We start from the raw sequence: 22020 nt of genomic DNA, 5'->3' as shown, positions 1-22020 counted from the left end.
TCTCGGTTCCCGCTCGCGTCTCGGTTCCCGCTCGCGTCTCGGTTCCCGCTCGGGTCTCAGTTCTCACTCGCGTCTCGGTTCTCGCTCGTGTCTCGATGCGCGTCGTCTTCCGGGCCGGGTAACGAAGCAGAACGAGACATGAGCGGAAACGGAGACGCGAAGGAGGCACGGCGGGCGAGCACGGAGGGCCGTCCCGGAAGAGCCTGTGCTCCGGATAGCCTGTGCCCATGACTGACTGCGTGTTCTGCGAGATCGTGGCCGGAGAGTCGCCCGCGGTGAGGGTGTACGAGGATGAGCGCACGCTCGCCTTCATGGACATCTTCCCCGGGACGGACGGGCACCTGCTCGTCATCCCCAGGCTGCACAGCCGCGACCTGCTGGAGATCGGCGCCGAGGACCTCACGGCGGTGACACTCGCGGCCCAGCGGATCGCCCGCGTCGTCGTGGAGGAGCTGGGCGCGGACGGCGTGAACCTCCTCAACTGCTGCGGCGCGGAGGCCTGGCAGAGCGTCTACCACTTCCACCTGCACGTGGTGCCGCGCTATGCGGACCAGTCGAAGGACGCCCTCGTCCCGCCGTGGCGGCCGGGCATCTCCGGGGACCGCGCACTCCTCGAGGAGCTGGGCGGCCGACTCGCCTCGGCGCTGGGGTGAGCGTGCGATTCCGGCCCGGACCTCGCCCCGCGCTCAACCGCCGGCGTACGCGCGCCAGCGACCGTTCCTGCGCTCGATGGCGACGGGGTAGTCGAAGCACGTGGAGACGCGCTCCGTCGTCAGCACCGCCTCCGCCTCACCGGCCGCGAGCACCGCACCGTCCTTCACGAGGAGCGCATGCGTGGTCGAAGCCGGCAGCTCCTCCAGATGGTGGGTCACGAGGACGGTGGTGAGCTCCGGCTGATCGCGGTGCAGCCAGTCCACTGTCGCGAGGAACCGCTCACGGGCGGCGACGTCGAGGCCGGTCGCGGGCTCGTCGAGGAGCAGGAGAGGCGGGTCCGGCAGCAGGGCGCGGGCGATGAGCGCCCGCCCGCGCTCCCCCTGCGAGAGCACGGGCCACTTCGCATCGCGGATGCCGCGCAGTCCCATGCGGTCGATGAGCTCCTCGGCCCGCGCGGCCGTATCCGCGCTCGGCGTCCAGCGCGGCACGAGCTCGGTACTGCCCGTCGCACCCGTGAGCACGACCTCGAGCACCGTCCGCGGCGAACGCAGGGGGTGCCGCGGATTCACGTGGCCGATCGATCTCCGCAGCGTCTGGATGTCCACCCGTCCCAGCCGATGGCCGAGCACGCGGACCGTCCCGCGCGTGGGGTGGTTCACTGCGCCGCACATGCTCAGAATGGTGCTCTTGCCCGCACCATTGGGCCCCAGCAGCGCCCAGTGCTCCCCCGCTCGCACGGTGAGATCCACGCCGTGGAGGATCTGTCCGCCGTCCCGGACGAAGTCCACGGACTCCATCGTGAGAACCGCCTCCGCGACTCCCGTTCCCGCACCGTCCATCCGCGCATCCTTCCTCCCGATCACGACTGGACTCTACACAACTCATCAGACAAGCTGATAAGTGGGACGGCTTGGCCGAACACGGACACACGGAGGCACTATGGCGACACCGACAGCTCGCATCCCGCTCACGCGGCGACCTCTGGCAGATCAGGCGGCCGAGGCTCTTCTCTCCCGCATTGCGGCCGGCGAATGGGAGGTGGGCGCGCGGCTCCCCTCGGAGAGCGCACTCGTCGCGCAGCTGGGAGTGGGACGATCCACCGTGCGCGAGGCCGTCCGGCAGCTCGCGGGCCGCGGAGTCGTCGAGACGCGGCAGGGCGCGGGCGCCTTCCTCACCGCACTCGCACCGCATGAGGACTGGAACACCGTCCTGCGACGCGCGCACATCACGGCCGTGCTGGAGGCCCGCTGCGCGATCGAGGCCGAGGCCGCCTCGCTCGCCGCTCTCCGCCGTACCCCCGAGGATGTCCGCTCGATCCGCCGCGCCCTGTCCGCACGCGCCCGCCTCCTCCCCCGTCCCAGCGCGACGGCGCAGGACGAGAGGCCCGGGCGACAGGAGGGCGCTGCGCCCCCGCCGGCCGAGCGCGCGGAAGATTCCGCACCCGCGGCCGGGCTCTGCGCAGACCCCGGCGCCGGGCCCCTGGGAGCAGCTGAGGCGCCGCCTGCCGACTCCGGAGAACCCATCCTCGCACCCACCGCTCCTGCAGACGCCCGTGCTCTCGTCGAGGCCGATATGCGCTTCCACAGAGCTGTGATCGCGGCGGCGCACAACGAGGTGCTGCTCAGCGTGTTCGACGGGCTCACCGACCGCCTCCGCACGGCGATGGAGGAGATGCTCGATCTCACCGGACGGCTCGACTGGACGACGGACGAAACGGGGCACGTACGGCTGGCGGAGGCAGTCATCTGCGGCAGGGACGCAGAGGCCGCCCGCTGCGCCCGCGCCCATCTCACCGCGCTGGGTTCAGGTCTGGAGACGGACGGGGCACCCTCGGCGCCTGCGTGAGCGCCTGTACCGGCGCCTGAGACGCCTCGGCGGGCGCCACTGCACCCGGAACTCCGGACACGGGGTCACCCGGATGCACTGTTCCCCGCGAGACGACACTGCGAGAATGGCTCCGGGGCGGCGAGAGCAGCCTGCGGGGCGAACGGCGGACTCTCCGTCCGGTGCGGACCGCCCATCCCCTATCGACCCACACGGGAGGACCACGGCAGTGCGCGAAGAGACCATGGAACCGATGACCCTGACCGCCGATCCCGTGATCGGCACCCTCGCCCGCAGCGAGCCGCTCACCTGGCTGCGGACAGGCCTCCCGCCCATCGCCGGGGCGTTCGCGGAGACCGGCCTCGACCCCACCCTGATCACAGATGCGGCCGCGCGGCTGCGCCGCTTCGCGCCGTGGTTCGCCGAGGCGTTCCCGGAGACCCGCGCGGCCGGCGGCATCGTGGAATCGGGACTCGCCGAGGCCGCCGGCCTCCGCGCGCTCGGCAACGCGCGCCTGGGCGCACACCTGCGCGGGCGCCTGCTCCTCAAGCGCGACGACGCCCTGCCGGTGAGCGGGTCGATCAAGGCCCGCGGCGGCTTCCACGAGGTGCTCGAGTTCGCCGAGGCCGTGGCCCGAGAGGCATCCCTCGACGCCGAGGACCCGCGGACCTACGGCTCGCGGTCCTTCCGGGACGCCGCTCGCACCTACTCGGTGGTGGTCGGCTCCACGGGCAACCTGGGCATGTCGATCGGGATCCTCAGCGCCGCCCTCGGCTTCTCCGTCACGGTGCACATGTCCGCGGATGCGCGGGAGTGGAAGAAGGCGCTGCTGCGCGAGCGCGGCGTCGAGGTCGTCGAACACCGAGGGCCCTTCGACGAGGCGGTCGCCGCCGGACGGGCGGCAGCGGGCGACGATCCCCGCGTGCACTTCGTCGACGACGAGAGCTCCGTGAGCCTGTTCGCCGGCTACGCCACCGCGGCTGCGAGGCTGCGGGCGCAGCTGGAGGAGCGCGGCGTGCGGATCGACGCCCGGCATCCCCTCGTCGTCCACCTGCCCTGCGGCGTGGGCGGAGGTCCCGGCGGTGTGACCTACGGACTCAAGCGGGAGTTCGGGGACTCCGTCCGCTGCGTCTTCGCGGAGCCGGTGCGCTCGCCCGCGATGGCGCTCGGCGTGCGCTCGGGACTGCACAGCGACATCTGCGTCCAGGACATCGGGCTGTCCGGTCTCACGGCCGCGGACGGCCTCGCGGTCTCCCGCCCCTCCCGGTTCATCGGCGAGCGGCTCGCACCGATGATCGACGGCTTCGCCACGGTCGGGGACGCCGTCATGCAGGCCGGGGTCGCCGTGCTCGAGGAGGCCGAGGGAATCCGCATCGAGCCCTCCGCAGCCGCCGGGCTCACCCTGCCGTGGCGCATGGCCCGCGCGGCCGAGGCCGGAGGCCTGCCCGCCTCGTGGAACTCACCGGAGACGGTGCACCTCGTGTGGCTCACGGGCGGGAGCATGGTGCCCGCAGAGGAGATGGAGGCCTACCTGGAGCAGGGCAGGGCGCTCGCGGAGGAGTTCACCGCGGACGCGGCGCTGTTCGCGGAGTGAGTTCCGGCTGCGGTCTCATTCGGCGCAGATGCTTCTGCGTCGAATGAGACCGCAGCGGAAAGCTCAGCAGGAACCCGCGCTCACAGCCCCAGCAGATCCGGGAGCCAGTTGGACAGCGCGGGGACGAAGGTCACGAGCATGAGCACGGCGATGCCGGCCGCGAGGAACGGCCCGATGCCCCTCACCGCTTCCGCGAACGGGATCTTCGCGATGCCCGCCGCCACGAACAGGTCGATGCCCACCGGCGGCGTGATGAGGCCGAGGGCCAGGTTCATCGTCATCATCACGCCGATCGTCGTGATGTCCATGCCGAGTTCCAGCATGACCGGCACGAACAGGGGCACGAAGAGGTAGAACGCCGAGATCGCGTCGAGGAACATGCCCGCGATCAGCAGCATGAGATTGATGATGAGGATCAGGAGGACCCAGCTGTCCGTGAGCGCGAGCAGCCAGTCCGCCACCGTCCGCGCGATCTGGTTGCGGGTGATCACATAGGCGAAGACCGTGGCCGTCGCGATGATGAGCATGATCCGCCCGGAGGCCAGGCCCGCCGCGGTGAACACGCGGTACAGCTCGCGCAGGGACAGCTCCCGCATGACGAACAGCCCCACCACCAGGCCGTAGACGCAGGCCACCGCCGCGGATTCCGTGGGCGTGAAGATGCCCCCGTAGATGCCTCCCAGGATGATCACCGGGACCAGGAGACCCGGCACCGCCCGGTAGAACGCCCGCCAGATCTCCGACCAGGGAGCGCGCACCGTCCGGACCACGTCCACACCCACGGCAGCCGGCTCGGAACGCTCAGCCTTCGCGACCCCTGCGCCCGCAGCGGTCGCGCCGACGCCCGAGGCCGTGGAGCCCGAGGCTGCGACCTCACCCGGAGCTGCGCCCGCAGCGGTCGCGGAGCCCTGCCCGGAAGCACCCCCGGCGCGCAGGCCCACGCGGTCGAGCGCTCGGTCGGCGTGCTCCCTGGCGCTCGCCTTCGCGATCTCGCCCACCCGGGGCAGGAAGAACGTGACCGCGTAGAGCGCCACCAGCAGGGTCAGCCCGGGGATGACACCGGCCATGAACAGACGGCCGATGGAGACGCGCTCATAGTCGGCCGCGACCACCGCGAAGACGATGTAGGCGATGCTCGGAGGGATGATGATGCCCAGCTCGCCCGCGCTCGCCACGAGCGAGGCCGCATGCCGCTTCGCATAGCCCTTCTTCGCCAGAGCGGGGATGAGGATGCCGCCGATCGCCGCGACGGTCGCAGGCCCCGAACCGGAGATCGAGGAGAACAGCAGCGCCACGATGATGGTGGTGAGAGCGATGCCGGTCTTCCGGTGCCCCACACAGGCATCCGCCAGCGCGATGAGGCGAGCGGAGATGCCCGTGACCTCCATGATCGTGCCCGCGAGGATGAAGAACGGGATCGCGAGCAGCGTCTCCGAGGACATCCCCGCGTACAGCACCGCCGAGGCCGGGACGAGCGCATGCACGCCGCCCTGCCAGATGATCGCGGCGAAGGCGGCCACGCCCATTGAGAACGCCACCGGCACGCCCAGGAACAGCAGCACCGCGAAGGTGCCGAACAGGATGAGCTCGATCATGGCTGGGACTCCCCCTGCTCGTGTCCTGCGGTTCGCGGCGCACCGGCCGGCCGCGTGGTCTCTCCGGACCGCCCGGCGGCCGCGACCGGCGGCTCTGCATACTCCGCCCGGACGGCCTCGGCGGCCTCGATGGCCTCGGACTCCTCACCCACGAGCGCCTGCCCACCGCGCAGCTCGATGACGGCGATCTGCACCGTCCTGATCCCGCCCAGCAGCGCACCGAACGGCAGCGCCAGGGAGAAGATCCACTGCGGGAAGCCCAGCGCCGGAGTGAGCCGGCCGCTCGCCGCCTGCTTCTGCACCATGTCCAGGCCCAGCCAGCAGAAGACGGCGTAGAACGCGAACATCGCCGCGCAGATCACCAGGGCGACGGCCATCCGCCGCCCTCCGCGCAGGGAGTCGCGGAGCAGGCTGAACCCCGGGTGCGACCCCATGCGAGTCGCCGCCGAGGCGCCCACGAGGGTGAGCAGCACCGCCAGATTGACGATGAGCTCGCCCGTGAAGGACAGCGAGGCGCTGAAGACGTAGCGCGCCACGACGTTGACGAACGCCACCATCGTGATCGTGAAGAACGTCACGGCCATGAGGACGTTCTCCGTGAGGGTGAGGACCTTGTCGAACATGGGCACCGGCTTCCGGGGAGGGGCTGAGCGTGCGCTCAGCCCTGCGGCTGGACCTTCTCGAAGATCTCGGGCGTCCACTCGGCCTCGTACTTCTCGTAGACCGGCTCCATCGCGCTGCGGAACACCTCGCGCTGCTCCGGGTTCAGCTCCACGACCTGCATCGTCTCCTGCAGCTCCGCGAGCTGCTCATCGGCCTTGTCGCGGTTCGCCTGGACCTGGAACTCATTGGCCTCCGCCGCGGCCTCGGTGACGATCTGCTGGTCCTCCTCGCTCAGCTCGTCGAACATGCCCTTGTTCATGCCGAGGATGAGCGGGTCATAGACGTAGTTCCACAGGGTCAGGTGGCTCTGCACCTCGGACAGGCTGGAGGAGTGGATGATGTCGATCGGGTTCTCCTGCCCGTCAATCGTCCCGTTCTGCAGCGAGGTGAAGACCTCCGCCCAGTTCATCGACACGGGATCGGCACCCATCTCGCGGTAGATGTCGAGGAACAGGGCAGAGCCGGCCACGCGGAACTTCAGACCGTCGAGGTCCTCGGGCGCGGTGACCTCCCGGTCCGCCGTCGTCAGCTGGCGGAAGCCGGATTCGCCGAAGCCCAGGAACTCGATGCCCATCTCCTCGGTGAGCTGGTCGTAGGCCTCGGCGCCGGTGCCGGCGAGCACTGCATCGGCCTCCTCGATGTTCTCGTAGAGGAACGGCGCCGTGATCGCACCGAAGCGGGGGTCGATGCCCGAGTAGATGATGGGCGAGTTGTAGGAGAACGCCTTGCCTCCGTCTGCGAGCATCTCCACGCCGGCGGCCGGGTCGCCGCCGGAGAGCTGCTCATTCGCGACGATGTTCAGCGTCATTCTCCCGTCCGACTTCTCCTCGAGCAGCTCGCCGAACCGCTCCGCACCCTCGTACCAGGTCGAGCTGTCCGAGGTCGTGATGGTGAAGTCCCAGGTGTAGGACCCGCCGCCCTCACCGCCGCCCGCGCCCGAGCAGCCGGAGGCCACGAGTGCAGTGGCGGCCATCGCGCCGGTCACCAGCAGTGCCTTGTTCTTCATCGTCTCTCCTTTGAGGTCCCTCTGAGGGGCAGCCCGGCAACCGGGTCCTGGGTCTCCACCCGACGACATCCCGCCGAGCGCATGGAAGGGAATGTACTCATCCGTGAGATAGCGCACAAGCAATGTTCCACGATACGGACCTCAGGCGACCTGGGCAGCCCTGTGATCATCGCTCATCCCCGGAAAGACGGGTCAAGCACCGCGATACTTGTCCCGCTCAGTGGAACTCACGGAGACGCTCGAAGCCAGTTCCGGATACAGTTCCCGCATGGACAACGACCGTCACGGGATCGTCCCCGGCCGCCCGGTCACGCACCCCGGCATCGTCGCCGGGTCGCGCACGACGGTGCGGGTCGGCAGGACGCAGCCCTTCTCCACCGCAGATCTCCTCCCGGCCCACGTGGCGTCCGAGACCGAATGGCCGCTGATCGACGCCGTCGTCGCCGCCGTCGAGGCGACGGGCGCCGATTCAGGCGTCGTCGAGTTCTCCGGTGCTCTGCTTCCGCGCATCTCCTACTGCTTCCCCGCCTACGGCGACGACGTCCGCCCCATGCTCTACTCCGACACCCACGAGAGCTCAGGGGTCGTGACGGCCGGGACCGCGACGGTCGGATATCGACGCACGGCACCGGAGGCTCCGCTGACCCGCTGGGTGCACTTCCACGCCGCCTGGCAGGCGGCGGACGGCGAGCTGCTGGGCGGGCACCTGTGGCCGGAGACCACGACCGCGGGCCCGCTGACGAATGCGGTGGTCTGGCCGCTCTACGGGATGTCCCTGGTCAACAGCACGTGCGAGGAGACCCTGCTGCCGGTCTTCGCGCCGGAGCCTCCGCTGACGGCCGCCGGCCGCGGGACCTCCGGAGGCGGCGCGATCGCCGAGACCGAGGGTGCCCTCCGCGGGGACCGCACCGCGGTGTTCGCACGGGTGCGGCCCAATGTCGATCTCGGCGAGGTGATCGCCTCGCTCTCGGCCGAGCACGGGCTGGCCGGCGGCAGCGTTCGCGGCGGCACGGGCAGCTTCGTGGGCGCGCTCTACGAGGGCGGACGTGTGGTCGACGGCCCCGCGACGGAGGTCATCACGCTGAGCGGGATCCTGGGCGAGGGCGCGCCCGCGCTGACCTGTTCGCTCATCGACCGGCACGGCGCGGTCCACTCCGGATCGCTGGCGGTCGGCCGCAATGTCGTGGGAGCGACCTACGATCTCATGCTCGCAGGTCCGAGGGGCTGACGCAGGGTCGGCGACCGCCCGGCACCACCCGACAGGACGACGCGGGCACCCGGGACGAGCAGGAAGCGCAGGCTCCGGAGTCCGTCCCCGGAGCCTGCGCCCGCCTCAGCTCATCACCGCACCGCCGTCCACGCGCAGGATCTGGCCCGTGACGAACTCCGCGGCGGGAGAGGCGAGGAAGGCCACCGCCCCGGCGATCTCCTCGGGCCGGCCCATGCGCCTGATCGCCTGCCCGGAGAGGTCGTAGGCCTGTCCCTCCGTGAGCGCGGACTCGACCGGACCCGGCGCGACGGAATTGCAGCGGATGCCGTGGACGCCCACCTCCTTCGCCACCCATTTGGTGAGCGCGATGATGCCGCCCTTGCTCGCGGAGTAGGCCGGGCCGGAGCGCGCACCGGCCTCGCCGTCGGACACCGCACCCCCGTTGATGCCGGAGATCGAGGAGATGTTGACGATCGAGCCGGCGCCGGCCTCGACCATGTGCGGGTAGAGCGCCGCACGGGTGAAGTGGAACGTCCCGCCGAGGTTGGTGGACAGATCGCGTTCCCACTCCTCGGCGGTGATCTCGTCGAGGCGCTTGCGCGCGGCCGTTCCCGCGTTGTTCACGAGGATCTCGAGCCCGCCGAACTCCTCGACGAAGCCGTTCACGGCGCCGGTGACGGCCTCGGCATCGCGGACGTCGAGGTCGATCCCCGTCGCCCTGGTCCCCGGCACCGCGACCGTGAGCGCCTCGGCGGCCTCCTGTGCGCCCGCGAGGTCGACGATCCCCACGGTCGCGCCGCGAGAGGCGAGCGCGAGGGCGATCCGATAGCCGATCCCCCGCGCCGCGCCCGTGACGAGCGCGCGGTGGCCGGCGAGGCTCTCGGTGAGCACCGCGGGGTCCGGGGTGCGGCTCTGCGCCGCACCCGCCGATGACTGTGTTCCATCCATGACTGACTCCTGTGGGTTCGGTCCGGCGCTCCCGCGCCGCGGGTGCGGGCGCCGCACAGCGGAGGCCGTGGGCGCAGTGAGCGGCTCCCCTGCCGCAGCGGGCGGAGGAGCCGTCCCGTCCGCCGCGCTCAGTGGGCGGCGAACGAGGAGTGGATGAGCCCGCCGTCCACCGGGACGGTCGTGGCATTGACGTACGCCGATTCCGGCGAGGCGAGGAACACCGCGGCCTGCGCAACGTCCTCGGGAGTGCCCATCCGGCCCGTCGGGCTGGCCGCGTGCCGGGCCGCGAGCATCGCCTCCCGCGATTCGTGGTGGCCCACGATCGAGGTGTGGATGAGCGGGGTCTCGATGAGTCCCGGAGCGATCGAGTTCGCACGGATGCCCTCGCGGGCGTAGCGCATGCCCACTGCGTTCGTGAGCTCGATGAGTCCCGCCTTCGAGGCCGCGTAGGCCGGATAGTCGTAGCCCATCCAGCGCAGTCCGCCGGCCGAGGACACCGTGATGATCGACCCCCTGCCGGCCTCGCGCATATGCGGCACGGCGTGCTTCATCGCCGCGAAGGCTCCCGTGAGGTTGATGTCCAGCGCCCGGCGGAAGCCCGCGATGTCGAGCTCCTCGACTCCCCCGTTGACCACGATGCCCACGTTGTAGTGGAGCACCGTGAGCACGCCGAATGCCTCGGCGCACGCATGTGCGGCCGCGGCGAGCTGGGACTCGTCGGCGACATCGGCCACCCGCGTCAGGAGCCGGTCCGCGGCCTCCGGGGCCTCCTCCAGCAGCACCCGTTCCGCGGCGTCCAGCGCGGCCGGCTCCCGATCCGCGATGCACACCCGCGCGCCCTCGGCCAGGAACGCCCGGGCGGCGGCGAGGCCGTTGTTCGTCTGCCCGTCCGGCGAACCGCAGCCCACCGCGAGGACGGTCTCCTCCCGAAGCCGTCCGCTCTTCATTCCGTCACGTGAGCGGTATGTGTCGGTTTGGGCGCCGCGATCCGACGGAAACCGCTCACTCGATGAGTTGGGGCTCATCGTGCCCGCCCCCTTCCTGCGGAGAGCTCGGCTCTCAGCTCCTTGCGCGCGATCTTGCCGTACGCGGTCACCGGCATCTGCGCCACGAACACGTACTCCTTGGGCACCTTGTAGGCGGCCAGGCGCTCCTTGAGGTGCGCTCTGAGGCGGGCGGCGAGCTCGGGCTGCGCTGCGGCCTCGAGCGAGGGCTGCGCTGCGGCCTCGGAAGCGGACTGCGTCGCCGAGGCTTCGGTGCCGGGTGCGCCCGTCCTTCCAGGGGCACCGCTCTCAAGCTCGACGACGGCCACGCCCATCTCGCCCCAGTCCGGGTCCGGCACGCCCACCACACAGGTCTGGCTCACACCGGGGAAGGTCTGGATCGCCTCCTCGACCTCGCGCGGATACACGTTCGAGCCGCCGGAGATGAACATGTCCGATTTCCGTCCAGTGAGGAACAGGTAGCCCCGGGCGTCGAGGTAGCCCACGTCGCCGGTGTGGAACACGCCGTGGGCGAAGGACTCCGCATTGGCCTCGGGCCTGCCGAGGTAGCCGGCGCAGACCGTGGGACCGGAGACGCACACCTCCCCCTGCTCGCCCGCGGGCAGCTCACGGCCGGACTCGTCGCGGATCGAGACCACCACACCGGTCCGTGCCCGCCCGCAGGTGCCGATCCCCGCGGCATCGGCGGGAATGCGCCCGTGCTCGTGCCGGCGCAGCACCGTGATCGAGCCGGTGACCTCGGCGAGGCCGAAGTACTGGACGAGGCACTGTCCCAGCCGCTCCAGCGCCGCCGCCTGGTCGGTCGCGAGCATGGGGGCGCCCGCGTACACGACGTACCGCAGGGTGTGGTCCTCCGGCCCCCGGTCGGTCGGATAGGCCTGCACGAGGCGGTTGAGGATGGTCGGGACCGTGAATGCGTTGGTGACCCCGTGCCGATCGATGAGCTCCCATGCGAGACCGGCGTCGAAGCCGGGGCCGGGCACCAGCACGGAGGCGCAGCCGGTGAACACCTGGGCGAGCATGTGGATGCCCGCTCCGTGCGAGAGCGGGGCGATCACGAGGCTCGCCCCGTCCTCGCCCTCGTCGGGGAAGAGGTCGCCGTGGTGGTTGGCGAGCACGGCCGCCAGATGCCGGTGCGTGAACACCGCGGCCTTGGGCCTGCCCGTGGAGCCCGAGGTGAAGAAGTACCAGCACGGGTCGTCCTCGTCCACGGGCGCATCCGTCTGCTGCGGCGCCGCCGGCAGCGAGTCGAACTCGCCCACCGTGAGGACGTCGCCGTCCCAGCCCGTCTCTCGCAGCGCCGTCACGAACTCCGCATGCGCGGCATCGGCGAGGACCGCGGCCGGCCGCACCTCCTCCGCGATGCCCAGCAGCTCCTCGACGGAGAGCTTCGCATTGGGCGGGGCGATGACCCCGCCGGCGCGCAGGATGCCCCAGAACGCGGTCACGACATCGGGACAGTTGTCCGCCACCAGCATGACGGTGTCGCGGCGGCGGGTCCGGCCGGCCAGCAGTGCCGCCGCGAGCGCCGAGGCCCGCTCGTCGACCTCGGCCCAGCTCAGCGCGGTCTCCCCGCCCGCTGAGGTGCCGCCTGCGATCACGGCAGGATGCTCGGGCAGCCGGGCGGCGGTCTGCCGGAGGAACTGCGCGACGTTGACCGCGCGCCGCGGCACGGGGGCGAAGGCCGCCGCGGGCGAGGCCGCAGAGACCGGGGGGAGCTCCGGCAGCGCGAACCCCTCGGGCACCGGCGGGGAGAAGCGCTCACCGGACTGCTGAGCCTGGGCGACCCGCTGAGCCTCCGGTGCGGAGGAGCCGTGTGCAGTCATGGTCATCAGCGCACCCTCTCGAGGACGGAGGCGAAGTTGGACACTGCGAGCCCTCCCATGTTGAAGACGCCGGCGAGCGCGGCCTCGGGCACCTGCAGCCCGGGAGCCGTGCCGGTGAGCTGAGAGGCGGCCATCACGTGCATCGAGACTCCCGTCGCGCCGATGGGATGGCCCTTGGCCTTGAGCCCGCCGGAGGGGTTGACCGGCAGCGCCCCGGTCATCGTCGTCAGGCCGGACTCGATCGCCTCGGCGCCCTTGCCCTCCTCCGCGAGGCCGAACGCCTCGTACTCGAGCAGCTCGGCGACGGTGAAGCAGTCGTGGGTCTCGAGGAGGTCCAGATCGAGGATCCCGACGCCTGCCTGGGCGAGCGCCTGCTCCATCGCGGCGCGGGCGCCGGAGAGCACGAGCGGATCTGCGCGCCGGGACAGGGGAAGCGCCTCATTGGCATTGCCCATCCCCCGCCAGGCAACGCCCTTCGCGGCGCTCCGGGCGACCTCGGGGGCGGCGATGACGAGGGCGGCGGCGCCGTCGGAGACCATCGAGCAGTCGGTGCGGCGCAGGGGCTCGGCCACATAGGGGTTCTTCTCGCTCACCGCGGAGCAGAACTCGAAGCCGAGGTCCTTCTGCATGTGGGCGAGGGGGTTGTGGGCGCCGTTGGCATGGTTCTTCGCGGCGATCCGTGCGAGCGGATCCCCGATGTCGCCGTAGCGATCCGCATAGCGGCGCGCGAGCTCGCCGAACACCCCCGCGAAGGAGCCGTACTGCTCCTCCTCGGCGCGGTAGGAGGCCGTCAGCAGCACGTCGTTGACCTGGGCGCCCGAGACCGCCGTCATCTTCTCCGCGCCGATGACCAGCACGGCCTTCGCACGGCCGGCGGCCACCTGGTCGTGTGCGGCGAAGACGGCGGTCGAGCCCGTCGCACATGCGTTCTCGTGCCGGTGGGCCGCGGTCTGAGCCAGTTCCGGCATCTCCACACCCAGCAGCGCGGCGTCGAAGCCCTGCGAGCTGAAGCCCGTGTTGTACACGCCCACGTGGACGGCGTCGATGTCGCCGGGGGCCAGGCCGGCGTCCTCCAGCGCTCCGCGGGCGGCCTCCGCCATCATCTCCTGCAGGGTGTCGTCCCTCCTGCCGAACTTCAGGTGGGACCAGCCGATGATCGCCGGTGTCGTCATCTCCATCTCCTTGGGTCTGGGTCAATGGGTGTCGGTAACTGAGTCTGAGTCGCTGGGTGCGGCGGCCCCGGATCCGGGCCGCTGCCGTAAGCGGGGCATGCGTGGTGCCGGCGGTCGGAGGTCTGCGGGCGGAGGGCGCCTCCGACGAGGCGCGGACGAGGGGGCGGCTCAGGATGCGGACCGCGCTCGTTCGGCCAGGGCCGCCGCCTCCTTCCGCAGCGCAGCCGTGATCTGGGAGAGGCGCGGCTCCTGCAGTCGGCTGCGGATGCTCGCGACGGAGAGCGCGCCCCAGGCCTCGCGCTCATCGTCCGGGACCGGCTCGGCCCCCTCCGAGGCGGACGTGCGGCCGGGAGGCGGAACGGCGACGCCCACCGCCCACGATTCGTCCACGACGAGCCCGGGGTTCACCGCCCTGCCGGTGCTCCTCGCCTCGTGCAGGGCGCGGGCATAGCGCTCGCTGCGCAGGATCGCGCCGGCCTCTGTGTCGTCACCGTATGCGCGCAGGTTCTCCTCCGTGATGCGCGCGGCCTCCGCCGGAGGAAGTGCGGCGAGGATCGCGAGCGAGCCGCCGCCGATGCCCAGGGGATGCCTGTCGCCCACCGCGAGGACGTTGTTGCGGAACGGACCGTTGCCGTCCTCGCGCATGAGGCACACGGCGATGGTCCCGGAGCGCTCGGTGTAGAAGGAGGTGTCCCCGGTGAGGGCGGCGAGCCGGGCGAGGGCGTCTCCGATGGCGTCCAGATCCCGATGCGCGCCGCGCGCGAGCCTGCCCAGGCGCACGAGGCCGCGGCCGAGCACGTACTGCCCGTCTCCGTCGCCGCTGACGAGGCCCACGTCCTGGAGCGCGCGCAGGAGGCGGTGGACGGTGGACTTCGCGAGGCCGGTCTCCTCGGTGAGCCGAGTGAGGGACAGAGGCGCGCCGATGTGCTCCTGGGCGCGGGCGAGCGCGTCGAGGATCACGGCCGCACGCCGGAAAGAGCGATTGCCGTAGTTCCGCTGCATGGAACCGCCCTCTGATATCGCGCCTTCGCTCATAGCCGTGAGTGTGGCGCACTGCACCCTCAGATCGCAACACATGTACCGGCATGCGGACCATGTCGCGACTGCGGCTCAGCAGACTGCAGCCTCACGCCACTCACCCTGGAGTCCCAGTGTGTGGAACCAGCTCGCGCCCCGCCCCACTGGGATCTCAGGCCTCCGGTGCTCGCGGCCGGTCATGCGCGCAGCTTCCACAGCGCGGAAATCGGCAACCCGTACAGCTTCTCCGCATAGCGGTATCCGGCGTTCGCGGTGCCGAGGACCACACCTGCGGTGATTCGATCCCCAGGGCCTCCCGGTGGCTCTCGAAATCCGTGAACTGCCGGGAGGTGCACGAGGCTGCCGCCTTCATCTCGATGCCCAACGCAGGAAAGCAGCGCAGACGTTCGGCGGCCACAGGTTCATCGCGCCTGGTGAGGACGGCGGACATGGCTCCGGACTGCCGGCAGTCTGTCGGTTCGCAAGGGCGAGTTCGCCGATTCGCAGGGGTGCACGGCCGCCTCGGCCGCCCCTGCGCGCTCACGTCTCAGTTCCTGCTCATGTCTCACTGTGCGTCGAGGAACGCGCCTCGAGACGATGCGGATTGAGACGCGAGTGGGCATCGAGACGCAAAAGCAGACTGAGACGCGAGGACAGCCCGAGGCGCGTCCTCAGCACTCCACGACGTTGACGGCGAGGCCGCCCATCGCGGTCTCCTTGTACTTGTGGCTCATGTCCTCGCCCGTGGCCTTCATCGTGGCGATGACCTCGTCGAGGGAGACGAAGTGCTGCCCGTCGCCCCACAGCGCCATCTTCGCCGCGTTGATCGACTTGCCGGCCCCGATCGCGTTGCGCTCGATGCACGGCACCTGCACGAGACCGGCGATGGGATCGCACGTGAGCCCGAGGTTGTGCTCCATCGCGATCTCCGCGGCGTTCTCCACCTGCTCGACGGTCCCGCCCAGCACCTGCGCGAGTCCCCCTGCGGCCATCGACGAGGCCGAGCCCACCTCGCCCTGGCACCCGACCTCGGCGCCGGAGATCGAGGCGCGCTCCTTGTACAGCACCCCGATCGCCCCCGCGGTGAGGAGGAAGCGGACGGTCGCCTCCTCGCGCGCCTCGTCGCCGCCCTCTGTCACCCAGTCCACGTAGTTGAGCGCGTAGTGGAGCACGGCCGGGATGATGCCCGCCGCACCGTTGGTGGGTGCGGTGACGACGCGGCCGCCGCTCGCGTTCTCCTCGTTCACCGCCAGCGCGATGAGGTTGACCCACTCCTGGTAGAAGCGCGGGTCCCGGTCCGGATCCTCCGCCTTGAGCCGCAGGTGCCAGTCGTGGGCACGCCTGCGCACTTTGAGCCCGCCCGGCAGGAAGCCCGAGCGGTCGAGTGAGTTCTGTGCGCATTCCTCCATCACCTGCGCGATGTGGAGCAGCCCCTCGCGGATCTCGCCCTCGGTCCGGCCCGCGCCGATCTCGTTGGCGAGCATGACCTCCCAGATCGCGAGCCCCTCGCGGTTCGCGATCTCCATGAGCTCTGCCCCGGTCTGGAAGTCGTACGGTGTGGCCGGTTCGCGGGCGAACTCCTCCGCCTCGGCCCCCAGCACCGTTCGCTCCTCGTCCGAGTGCGTGACGACGAAGCCGCCGCCCACCGAATAGTAGGTCTCGTGTGCGAGCTCCTCGCCGTCGGCGCCCCGCGCGCGCAGCTCGAGCGCGTTCGTGTGCCGTTCCAGGACCGTGAGCGGACGCTGCCGCATGTCCTCGACGCGGAAGGGGATCTCGACGGACCCCTCGGTCGCGGACGAGGCCTCGCCGAACCGCACGATCCCGGACTCCGTCATCCGCGCGATCCGCGCATCGACCTCATCGGGGAGCACGGACTCCGGATCACAGCCCTCCAGCCCCAGGAGGATCGCGTCGAAGGTGCCGTGTCCCCTGCCGGTGGCAGCGAGGGAGCCGTAGACGTCGACCTCCAGTGAGCGCACCTCGCCGGCGCGTGCTCCCACGAGGGCGACGAATCCGGCGGCGGCCCGCATGGGGCCCACGGTGTGAGAGCTGGACGGGCCGATGCCCACGGTGAAGAGGTCGAAGACGCTGATCGGCATGGTGGTGCTCCAATCGCCCGCAGCGCTGCGGGGAACGGGGAAAGGCGGAAGGTCAGGGGGAAAGCCAGGGGATCGGAAAGCAGAGGAGAGGAAGGCCCAGGGGAAGGAGTGCAGAGAAGAAGACCGTGGGGTCATCCGGAGCCGCAGGGCGGGCGGCCCCATCGTGGCCCGAGGAGACAGACGCCGCCGTTGCGGTCTGCCCTGCGAACACGGGATCCGGGTTTCCGCGTTCGCACGGCAGACCACAGTGCCGGGGCAGGCCAGGTCAGACGTGGTTGGCCTCGGCGTAGGCCGCGGCGTCCATGAGCTCGCCCGCCTCCGTGACGGCGACCTCGAAGAGCCAGCCCTCGCCGTAGGGGTCCGAGTTGAGGATGCCCGGGTTCCCGGACACGAACTCGTTGACCGCCACGACCTCGCCGCTCACGGGCGAATAGAGGTCGGACACGGACTTGGTGGACTCGACCTCGCCGCAGACCTCGCCGGCGGTGACGGAATCGCCCACACCGGGGGTCTCGACGTAGACGACCTCGCCCAGTGCATCGGAGGCGACGGCGGTGATGCCCACGCGCACCGTCGCACCGGCGACGGCATCGGCGGAGGCGTTCACCCACTCGTGCTCCGCGGAGTAGGAGAAGTTCTCGGGAAGCGGGGGGAGCTCGGCCATGATGATTTCCTCTTTCTCAGGATGTCTGCTTCTCAGGGTGCTTGGGACGGTTCGGGGACGGCGGCCTGGGGTGGGCCGTCCGCCGGGCCCGGGCGGCCGGTGAGCCGTGCGGGCTGGCCAGCCGTGCGGGCCGGTCAGCCGTGCGGGCCGGGGTGCGGCGATCAGCCGCGCGAATAGAAGGGCAGCGCCGCGACGGCGAACTCGTGCGCCTTGCCGCGGATGTCCACGACGACGGGGGTGCCGGGCTCCGCAAGCGCCCGGTCCACGCGCGCCAGCGCGATGGGACGGCCCAGAGTGGGTGAGGGCTGGCCCGAGGTGACGATCCCGACCTCCTGACCGTCCGCCTGCACGGCGGAGCCGGCGCGCGCGGCCCGGCGGCCCTCCGAGGTGAGGCCGACGAGGACGCGGGCGGGCTCCTCGGCCGCCTGCGCCTCGAGCGCGGCACGTGCGAAGACGTGCTCCTTCTTCAGCGCGTTGGCCGCCATCCGGCCCAGCCCGATGTCGGCCGGGACGCTCGTGCGGTCCATCTCGTTGCCGTAGAGGGGCATGCCCGCCTCCATGCGCAGCGAGTCGCGGGCGGCGAGGCCGCAGGGCAGCAGCGCGATGCCGGCCGATTCCGCGGCGGCCGTGAGTGCGTGCCACACGGGTGCCGCATCCGCGTTCGCCACGTACAGCTCGAAGCCGTCCTCGCCCGTGTAGCCGGTGCGCGCGAGCAGGACGGGGACGGTGCCGGACGTCGTGTCCGAGGCGTCCGAGGCGTCCGAGGCCGCAGCATCCGCCGTGCCCACCGGCAGCTCCAGGCGGGTCCAGGCGTAGTAGCCGAGGGCACGCACGGCTTCGGCCTGCCCATCGCCGGATCCTGCAGAACCGGCCTCAGCGGAACCGGACCCGGTCTGCGGGGACGCCCCCTCGGCCCCGTCCCCGCCTGCAGCAGCCAGGGCCGCCAGCAGGATCGCCTCGGACTGCGGACCCTGGACGGCCACGAGCGAGGTCGCCTCGGACTCGTCCGAGACGGTCACCGCCGCACCGGGCACCACGGTTCCGGTGAACTCCTGCGCGCGGGCGGCCAGCGCCTCGGCGACGGCCTGCGCATTGCCCGCATTGGGGACGACGAGGAACTCGTCGGCGCCCAGGCGGTAGGTGATGAGGTCGTCGAGGATGTGCCCGGCCTCGTCGAGGATGAGGCCGTACTTCGCCTTGCCGATCCGCAGGATCGAGTACTTCGCGAGCAGCGCGTAGTCGAGGAAGGCCCCGGCGTCCGCACCCGTCACGCGCACCTCGCCCATATGGGAGAGGTCGAAGATGCCGGCCGAGACGCGGACCGCGCGATGCTCGGCGAGCTCGGAGCCGTACTTGAGCGGCATATCCCAGCCGCCGAAGTCGGTGAAGGAGGCCCCCAGCTGCGCGTGCAGCCCGTGGAGGGCGGTGGTCCTGGTCATGGATGAACCCCTGTCGTAGGAGGAAGTCTGTCTGCGGAGCCGTGGTCACCAGCTCCGGGTATGTGCATTCTGCGTGCAGTCGGCCGCATCCGCGGATGAACTGCATACGTGCCCGAAGCCCCGCACCGGAGGTATGTGCGTTCTGCGGTGATCAGCGGCGAAGACCGGAGAACGCACATACGTGGGGCGGACCGAGGCCGGACCGTCCGGCGGGAGCGACCCCGCCGGACGGCATCCCGGTCTCAGGCCGTCTCGAAGGCCTCGGGCGGCGGGCAGGAGCACACGAGGTTGCGGTCCCCGTAGGCTCCGTCGATGCGGCGGACCGGCGGGAAGTACTTGGTCAGCCGCAGCCCGTGGACCGGGAACACCGCGGTCTCGCGCGAGTACGCCCCGTCCCAGTCGTCCATGACGCTCGTCGCGGTGTGCGGGGCGTTCCGCAGCGGCGACTCCTCGTACGAGTAGGCCTCGCCGATCGCATCGATCTCCGCGCGGATGGAGCGCATCGCCTCGATGAAGCGGTCGATCTCGCCCTTGTCCTCGCTCTCCGTGGGCTCCACCATGAGGGTGCCGGCCACGGGGAAGGCCAGGGTGGGCGCGTGGAAACCGTAGTCGATGAGACGCTTGGCCACGTCCTCAGCGGTCACCCCGGTCGCTGCCGTGAGATCGCGCAGGTCGAGGATGCACTCGTGCGCCACGAGCCCGGAGTCGCCCGTGTAGAGGGTGGGGAAGGCATCGGCGAGCTCGCGGGAGACGTAGTTGGCGTTCAGGAGCGCGGTGCGCGTGGCCTCCGTGACGCCCTCGCCGCCCATGAGGCGCAGGTAGGCCCAGCTGATGGGCAGCACGCCGGCGGAGCCGAACAGCGTGTTGCTGATGGGCTGACCCAGGTCAGCGGCCTGCTCGCCGCCGGCCACGAGCTGCGCATCGCGCGCATCGCCGGGCAGGTACTTCGCGAGGTGCTCGCGGACGGCCACGGGACCCACGCCCGGTCCGCCGCCGCCGTGCGGGATGCAGAAGGTCTTGTGCAGGTTGAGGTGCGAGACGTCGCCGCCGAACTGACCCGGCTGCGCCAGGCCGACCAGCGCGTTGAGGTTCGCCCCGTCCACGTAGACCTGGCCGCCGGCCTCGTGGACCTTCCGGCACACGGTGCGCACGTCCTCCTCGAACACGCCGTGCGTGGAGGGGTAGGTGATCATGATCGCCGCGAGCGCCTCGGCGTGCTTCTCGATCTTCGCATCGAGGTCCGCGAGGTCGATCGAGCCGTCCTCGGCCGTGCCCACCACGACGACGTCGAGGCCCGCAAGCACCGCCGAGGCCGCATTGGTGCCGTGCGCGGACTGCGGGATGAGGCAGATGCGGCGGTCGGGCTGGCCGTTCGCCAGGTGGTACTGGCGGATCGCGAGCAGGCCCGCGAGCTCGCCCTGGGAGCCGGCGTTGGGCTGGAGGGAGACGCGATCGTAGCCCGTGACGTCGACGAGCAGGCTCTCGAGGTCGGCGATGAGCTCGCGCCAGCCCGCGGACTGCGAGGCCGGGACGAAGGGGTGGATCGAGGCGAACTCGGGCCAGGTGATCGCCTCCATCTCCACCGCGGCGTTGAGCTTCATGGTGCACGAGCCCAGCGGGATCATGGTCCGGTCGAGCGCGAGGTCCCGGTCCGCGAGCGTGCGCAGGTAGCGCATCATCTGCGTCTCCGAGCCGTGCGTGCGGAAGACGGGGTGCGTGAGGATCTCGCCCTCGCGGTGCAGGGCCTCGCTCCAGGCCGGGGCCGGCACCTGGGCCGGGCCGAAGGAGCCCTCTGCCCCTGCGGCGGCGAACGCCTCGGCGTCGATGGCCTCCTGCGCGCCGAGCGCCTCGAGGAGGATGTTCGCCTCCGCGACGGTGTGCGGCTCGCCGAAGCTCACCCCCACCGTCGTCGCATCGATGCGGCGGATGTTGACGCCCACGGCATCGGCCGCGGTGAGGGCGGCGTCCGCATCCGGGACGGTGAGCGCGACTGTGTCGAAGAACTGGCCCTCCTCGCCCGCGAGCGAGGTGCCGGGCGCGGTGACGGCCGCGGCGGCGAAGGCGGCGGCGAGGCGGTGCAGGCGCGAGGCGATGCGGGTGAGGCCCACGGGGCCGTGGTAGACGGCGTAGAAGCCGGCGACATTGGCCAGCAGCGCCTGCGCGGTGCAGATGTTGCTCGTGGCCTTCTGGCGGCGGATGTGCTGCTCGCGGGTCTGGAGCGCGAGACGGTACGCGGGCTTGTCGTCGGCGTCGTGGCTCACGCCCACGAGGCGGCCGGGGAGCTGGCGCTGCAGACCGGCGCGGACGGCCATGAAGCCGGCGTGCGGTCCGCCGAAGAACAGCGGGACGCCGAAGCGCTGGGCGCTGCCCACCGCGATGTCCGCGCCCTGCGAGCCCGGCGAGGCGAGCAGGGTGAGCGCGAGGAGATCCGCGGCGAACGTGACGAGCGCGCCGCGCTCCTTGGCACCGGTGACCGCCGCGTCGAAGGAGCGGATCACGCCCGAGGTGCCGGGCTGGGCGCAGACGATGCCGAAGACATCCTCGCCCACGAGCCCCGCGGACAGGTCCTCGACGCGCACCTGGAAGTCCATGGCACGGGCGCGGGCGCGGACGATGGCGATGGACTGCGGGTGCAGCTCGGAGTCGAGGACCACGGCCGAGCCCTTCTTCGAGGCCCTGCGCATGAGGAGGACGGCCTCGGCGACGGCGGTGGACTCGTCGAGCAGGGAGGCGTTGGCGACGTCGAGGCCCGTGAGGTCCTGCACCGCGGTCTGGAAGTTCAGCAGCGCCTCGAGGCGACCCTGGCTGATCTCCGGCTGGTAGGGGGTGTAGGCGGTGTACCAGGCGGGGTTCTCGACGACGTTGCGGCGGATGACCGCGGGGGTGACCGTGTCGTGGAAGCCCTGCCCGATCATCTGCACGCGCACGGTGTTCTTCGCGGCGAGCTCGCGGAGGCGGGCCTGGACCTCGACCTCGCTCATGGCCGGGGTGCCGAGCGGGGTCTCCTGGACGATGGAGTCCGGCACGGCAGCGGCGGCCAGCGCCTCGGTGGAGTCGAAGCCCACTGCGGCGAGCATCGCCTCGGTCTCGCCGGCACGGGGACCGATGTGCCGGTCCGCGAACGGCCGGGGAGCGTCACCGGCCAGGGGGACCAGCTGGGTCTGCGCGGCATCGGGGCCGGGCTGCGTCGGTGCGGCCTGCGGGCTGTCGGCCTGCGCGTGTGCGGTCTGTGCGTCCTGGGCAACGGCGGTCATGGAACTCCTCCACTGGGTGTGCCCGCACCCCTGGGGGACGGGCTCGCATAT

General features: G+C 71.3%; 17 protein-coding genes. 4 read left to right on the top strand and 13 right to left on the bottom strand.

Annotated features, from left to right (window positions below; all coding sequences use genetic code 11):
• Positions 1–227 precede the first annotated feature (227 nt).
• Positions 228–653 carry an HIT family protein gene (locus K318_RS0111005; RefSeq protein WP_029089527.1) on the top strand — a complete coding sequence of 142 codons (426 nt, stop codon included), beginning with the start codon at positions 228–230 and terminating at the stop codon, positions 651–653.
• A gap of 33 nt (positions 654–686) precedes the next feature.
• Here K318_RS0111005 and K318_RS0111000 read toward each other — a convergent pair whose 3' ends face one another.
• A complete protein-coding gene (locus K318_RS0111000; RefSeq protein WP_342664208.1) occupies positions 687–1517 on the bottom strand; it encodes an ABC transporter ATP-binding protein in 831 nt (276 codons plus the stop codon).
• Positions 1518–1593: 76 nt separating this feature from the next.
• On the opposite strand from K318_RS0111000, the gene K318_RS25250 reads away from it, so the two are divergent.
• The gene (locus K318_RS25250) at positions 1594–2499 is read left to right on the top strand and encodes a FadR/GntR family transcriptional regulator (protein ID WP_051297887.1); all 906 of its coding nucleotides are present in this window, start codon (positions 1594–1596) and stop codon (positions 2497–2499) included.
• A 223-nt stretch (positions 2500–2722) separates the two neighbouring features.
• Complete coding sequence (locus tag K318_RS0110990; RefSeq protein ID WP_029089525.1) at positions 2723–4072, top strand: D-serine ammonia-lyase; 1350 nt, start codon at positions 2723–2725, stop codon at positions 4070–4072.
• Between the two features lie 80 nt (positions 4073–4152).
• On the opposite strand, the gene K318_RS0110985 is transcribed toward K318_RS0110990, so the two are convergent.
• From K318_RS0110985 to K318_RS0110975, 3 genes are read right to left on the bottom strand one after another with little or no spacing between them, the layout of a single operon-like run.
• On the bottom strand, positions 4153–5667 hold the full coding sequence (locus K318_RS0110985; protein ID WP_029089524.1) for a TRAP transporter large permease: 1515 nt from the start codon (positions 5665–5667) through the stop codon (positions 4153–4155).
• Complete coding sequence (locus tag K318_RS21200) at positions 5664–6290, bottom strand: TRAP transporter small permease (protein WP_051297886.1); 627 nt, start codon at positions 6288–6290, stop codon at positions 5664–5666. Before K318_RS21200 ends, K318_RS0110985 begins: the two co-directional genes overlap by 4 nt.
• A gap of 35 nt (positions 6291–6325) precedes the next feature.
• Positions 6326–7336 (bottom strand): DctP family TRAP transporter solute-binding subunit, encoded by a 1011-nt coding sequence (locus K318_RS0110975; protein WP_029089523.1) that lies wholly within the window; start codon positions 7334–7336, stop codon positions 6326–6328.
• Positions 7337–7604: 268 nt separating this feature from the next.
• Between K318_RS0110975 and K318_RS0110970 the strand changes: the two genes are divergently transcribed.
• Entirely contained in the window at positions 7605–8564 is a 960-nt protein-coding gene (locus K318_RS0110970; RefSeq protein ID WP_029089522.1) for a DUF296 domain-containing protein, read from the top strand.
• Positions 8565–8669: 105 nt separating this feature from the next.
• Here the strand turns inward: K318_RS0110970 and K318_RS0110965 are convergent, their stop codons facing one another.
• From K318_RS0110965 to gcvP, 9 genes are all read right to left on the bottom strand, one after another.
• The gene (locus K318_RS0110965) at positions 8670–9494 is read right to left on the bottom strand and encodes an SDR family NAD(P)-dependent oxidoreductase (protein ID WP_084500066.1); all 825 of its coding nucleotides are present in this window, start codon (positions 9492–9494) and stop codon (positions 8670–8672) included.
• Between the two features lie 128 nt (positions 9495–9622).
• Positions 9623–10441, bottom strand: coding sequence for an SDR family NAD(P)-dependent oxidoreductase (locus K318_RS0110960; protein ID WP_029089520.1), 819 nt, complete (start codon positions 10439–10441; stop codon positions 9623–9625).
• Positions 10442–10515: 74 nt separating this feature from the next.
• Complete coding sequence (locus K318_RS0110955) at positions 10516–12330, bottom strand: AMP-binding protein (RefSeq protein WP_051297885.1); 1815 nt, start codon at positions 12328–12330, stop codon at positions 10516–10518.
• Positions 12330–13496: a thiolase domain-containing protein gene (locus tag K318_RS0110950; RefSeq protein ID WP_029089518.1), complete on the bottom strand. Its 1167-nt coding sequence runs from the start codon at positions 13494–13496 to the stop codon at positions 12330–12332. Before K318_RS0110950 ends, K318_RS0110955 begins: the two co-directional genes overlap by 1 nt.
• Positions 13497–13664: 168 nt before the next feature.
• The gene (locus tag K318_RS21195) at positions 13665–14531 is read right to left on the bottom strand and encodes an IclR family transcriptional regulator (RefSeq protein ID WP_169721462.1); all 867 of its coding nucleotides are present in this window, start codon (positions 14529–14531) and stop codon (positions 13665–13667) included.
• Positions 14532–15184: 653 nt separating this feature from the next.
• A complete protein-coding gene (locus K318_RS0110940) occupies positions 15185–16612 on the bottom strand; it encodes an L-serine ammonia-lyase (protein ID WP_029089517.1) in 1428 nt (475 codons plus the stop codon).
• A 265-nt stretch (positions 16613–16877) separates the two neighbouring features.
• Positions 16878–17276, bottom strand: coding sequence for a glycine cleavage system protein GcvH (gcvH, locus tag K318_RS0110935; RefSeq protein ID WP_029089516.1), 399 nt, complete (start codon positions 17274–17276; stop codon positions 16878–16880).
• Between the two features lie 161 nt (positions 17277–17437).
• The gene (locus tag K318_RS0110930; RefSeq protein WP_029089515.1) at positions 17438–18715 is read right to left on the bottom strand and encodes a glycine cleavage T C-terminal barrel domain-containing protein; all 1278 of its coding nucleotides are present in this window, start codon (positions 18713–18715) and stop codon (positions 17438–17440) included.
• Between the two features lie 242 nt (positions 18716–18957).
• Positions 18958–21969 carry an aminomethyl-transferring glycine dehydrogenase gene (gcvP, locus tag K318_RS0110925; RefSeq protein WP_084500061.1) on the bottom strand — a complete coding sequence of 1004 codons (3012 nt, stop codon included), beginning with the start codon at positions 21967–21969 and terminating at the stop codon, positions 18958–18960.
• Positions 21970–22020: the final 51 nt, after the last annotated feature.

The sequence above is a fragment of the Brevibacterium album DSM 18261 genome (assembly GCF_000426445.1).
GTDB lineage: Bacteria > Actinomycetota > Actinomycetes > Actinomycetales > Brevibacteriaceae > Brevibacterium > Brevibacterium album.
Note: the sequence above shows the minus strand (reverse complement) of the source record. Positions and strands in the feature narration are given on the sequence as shown.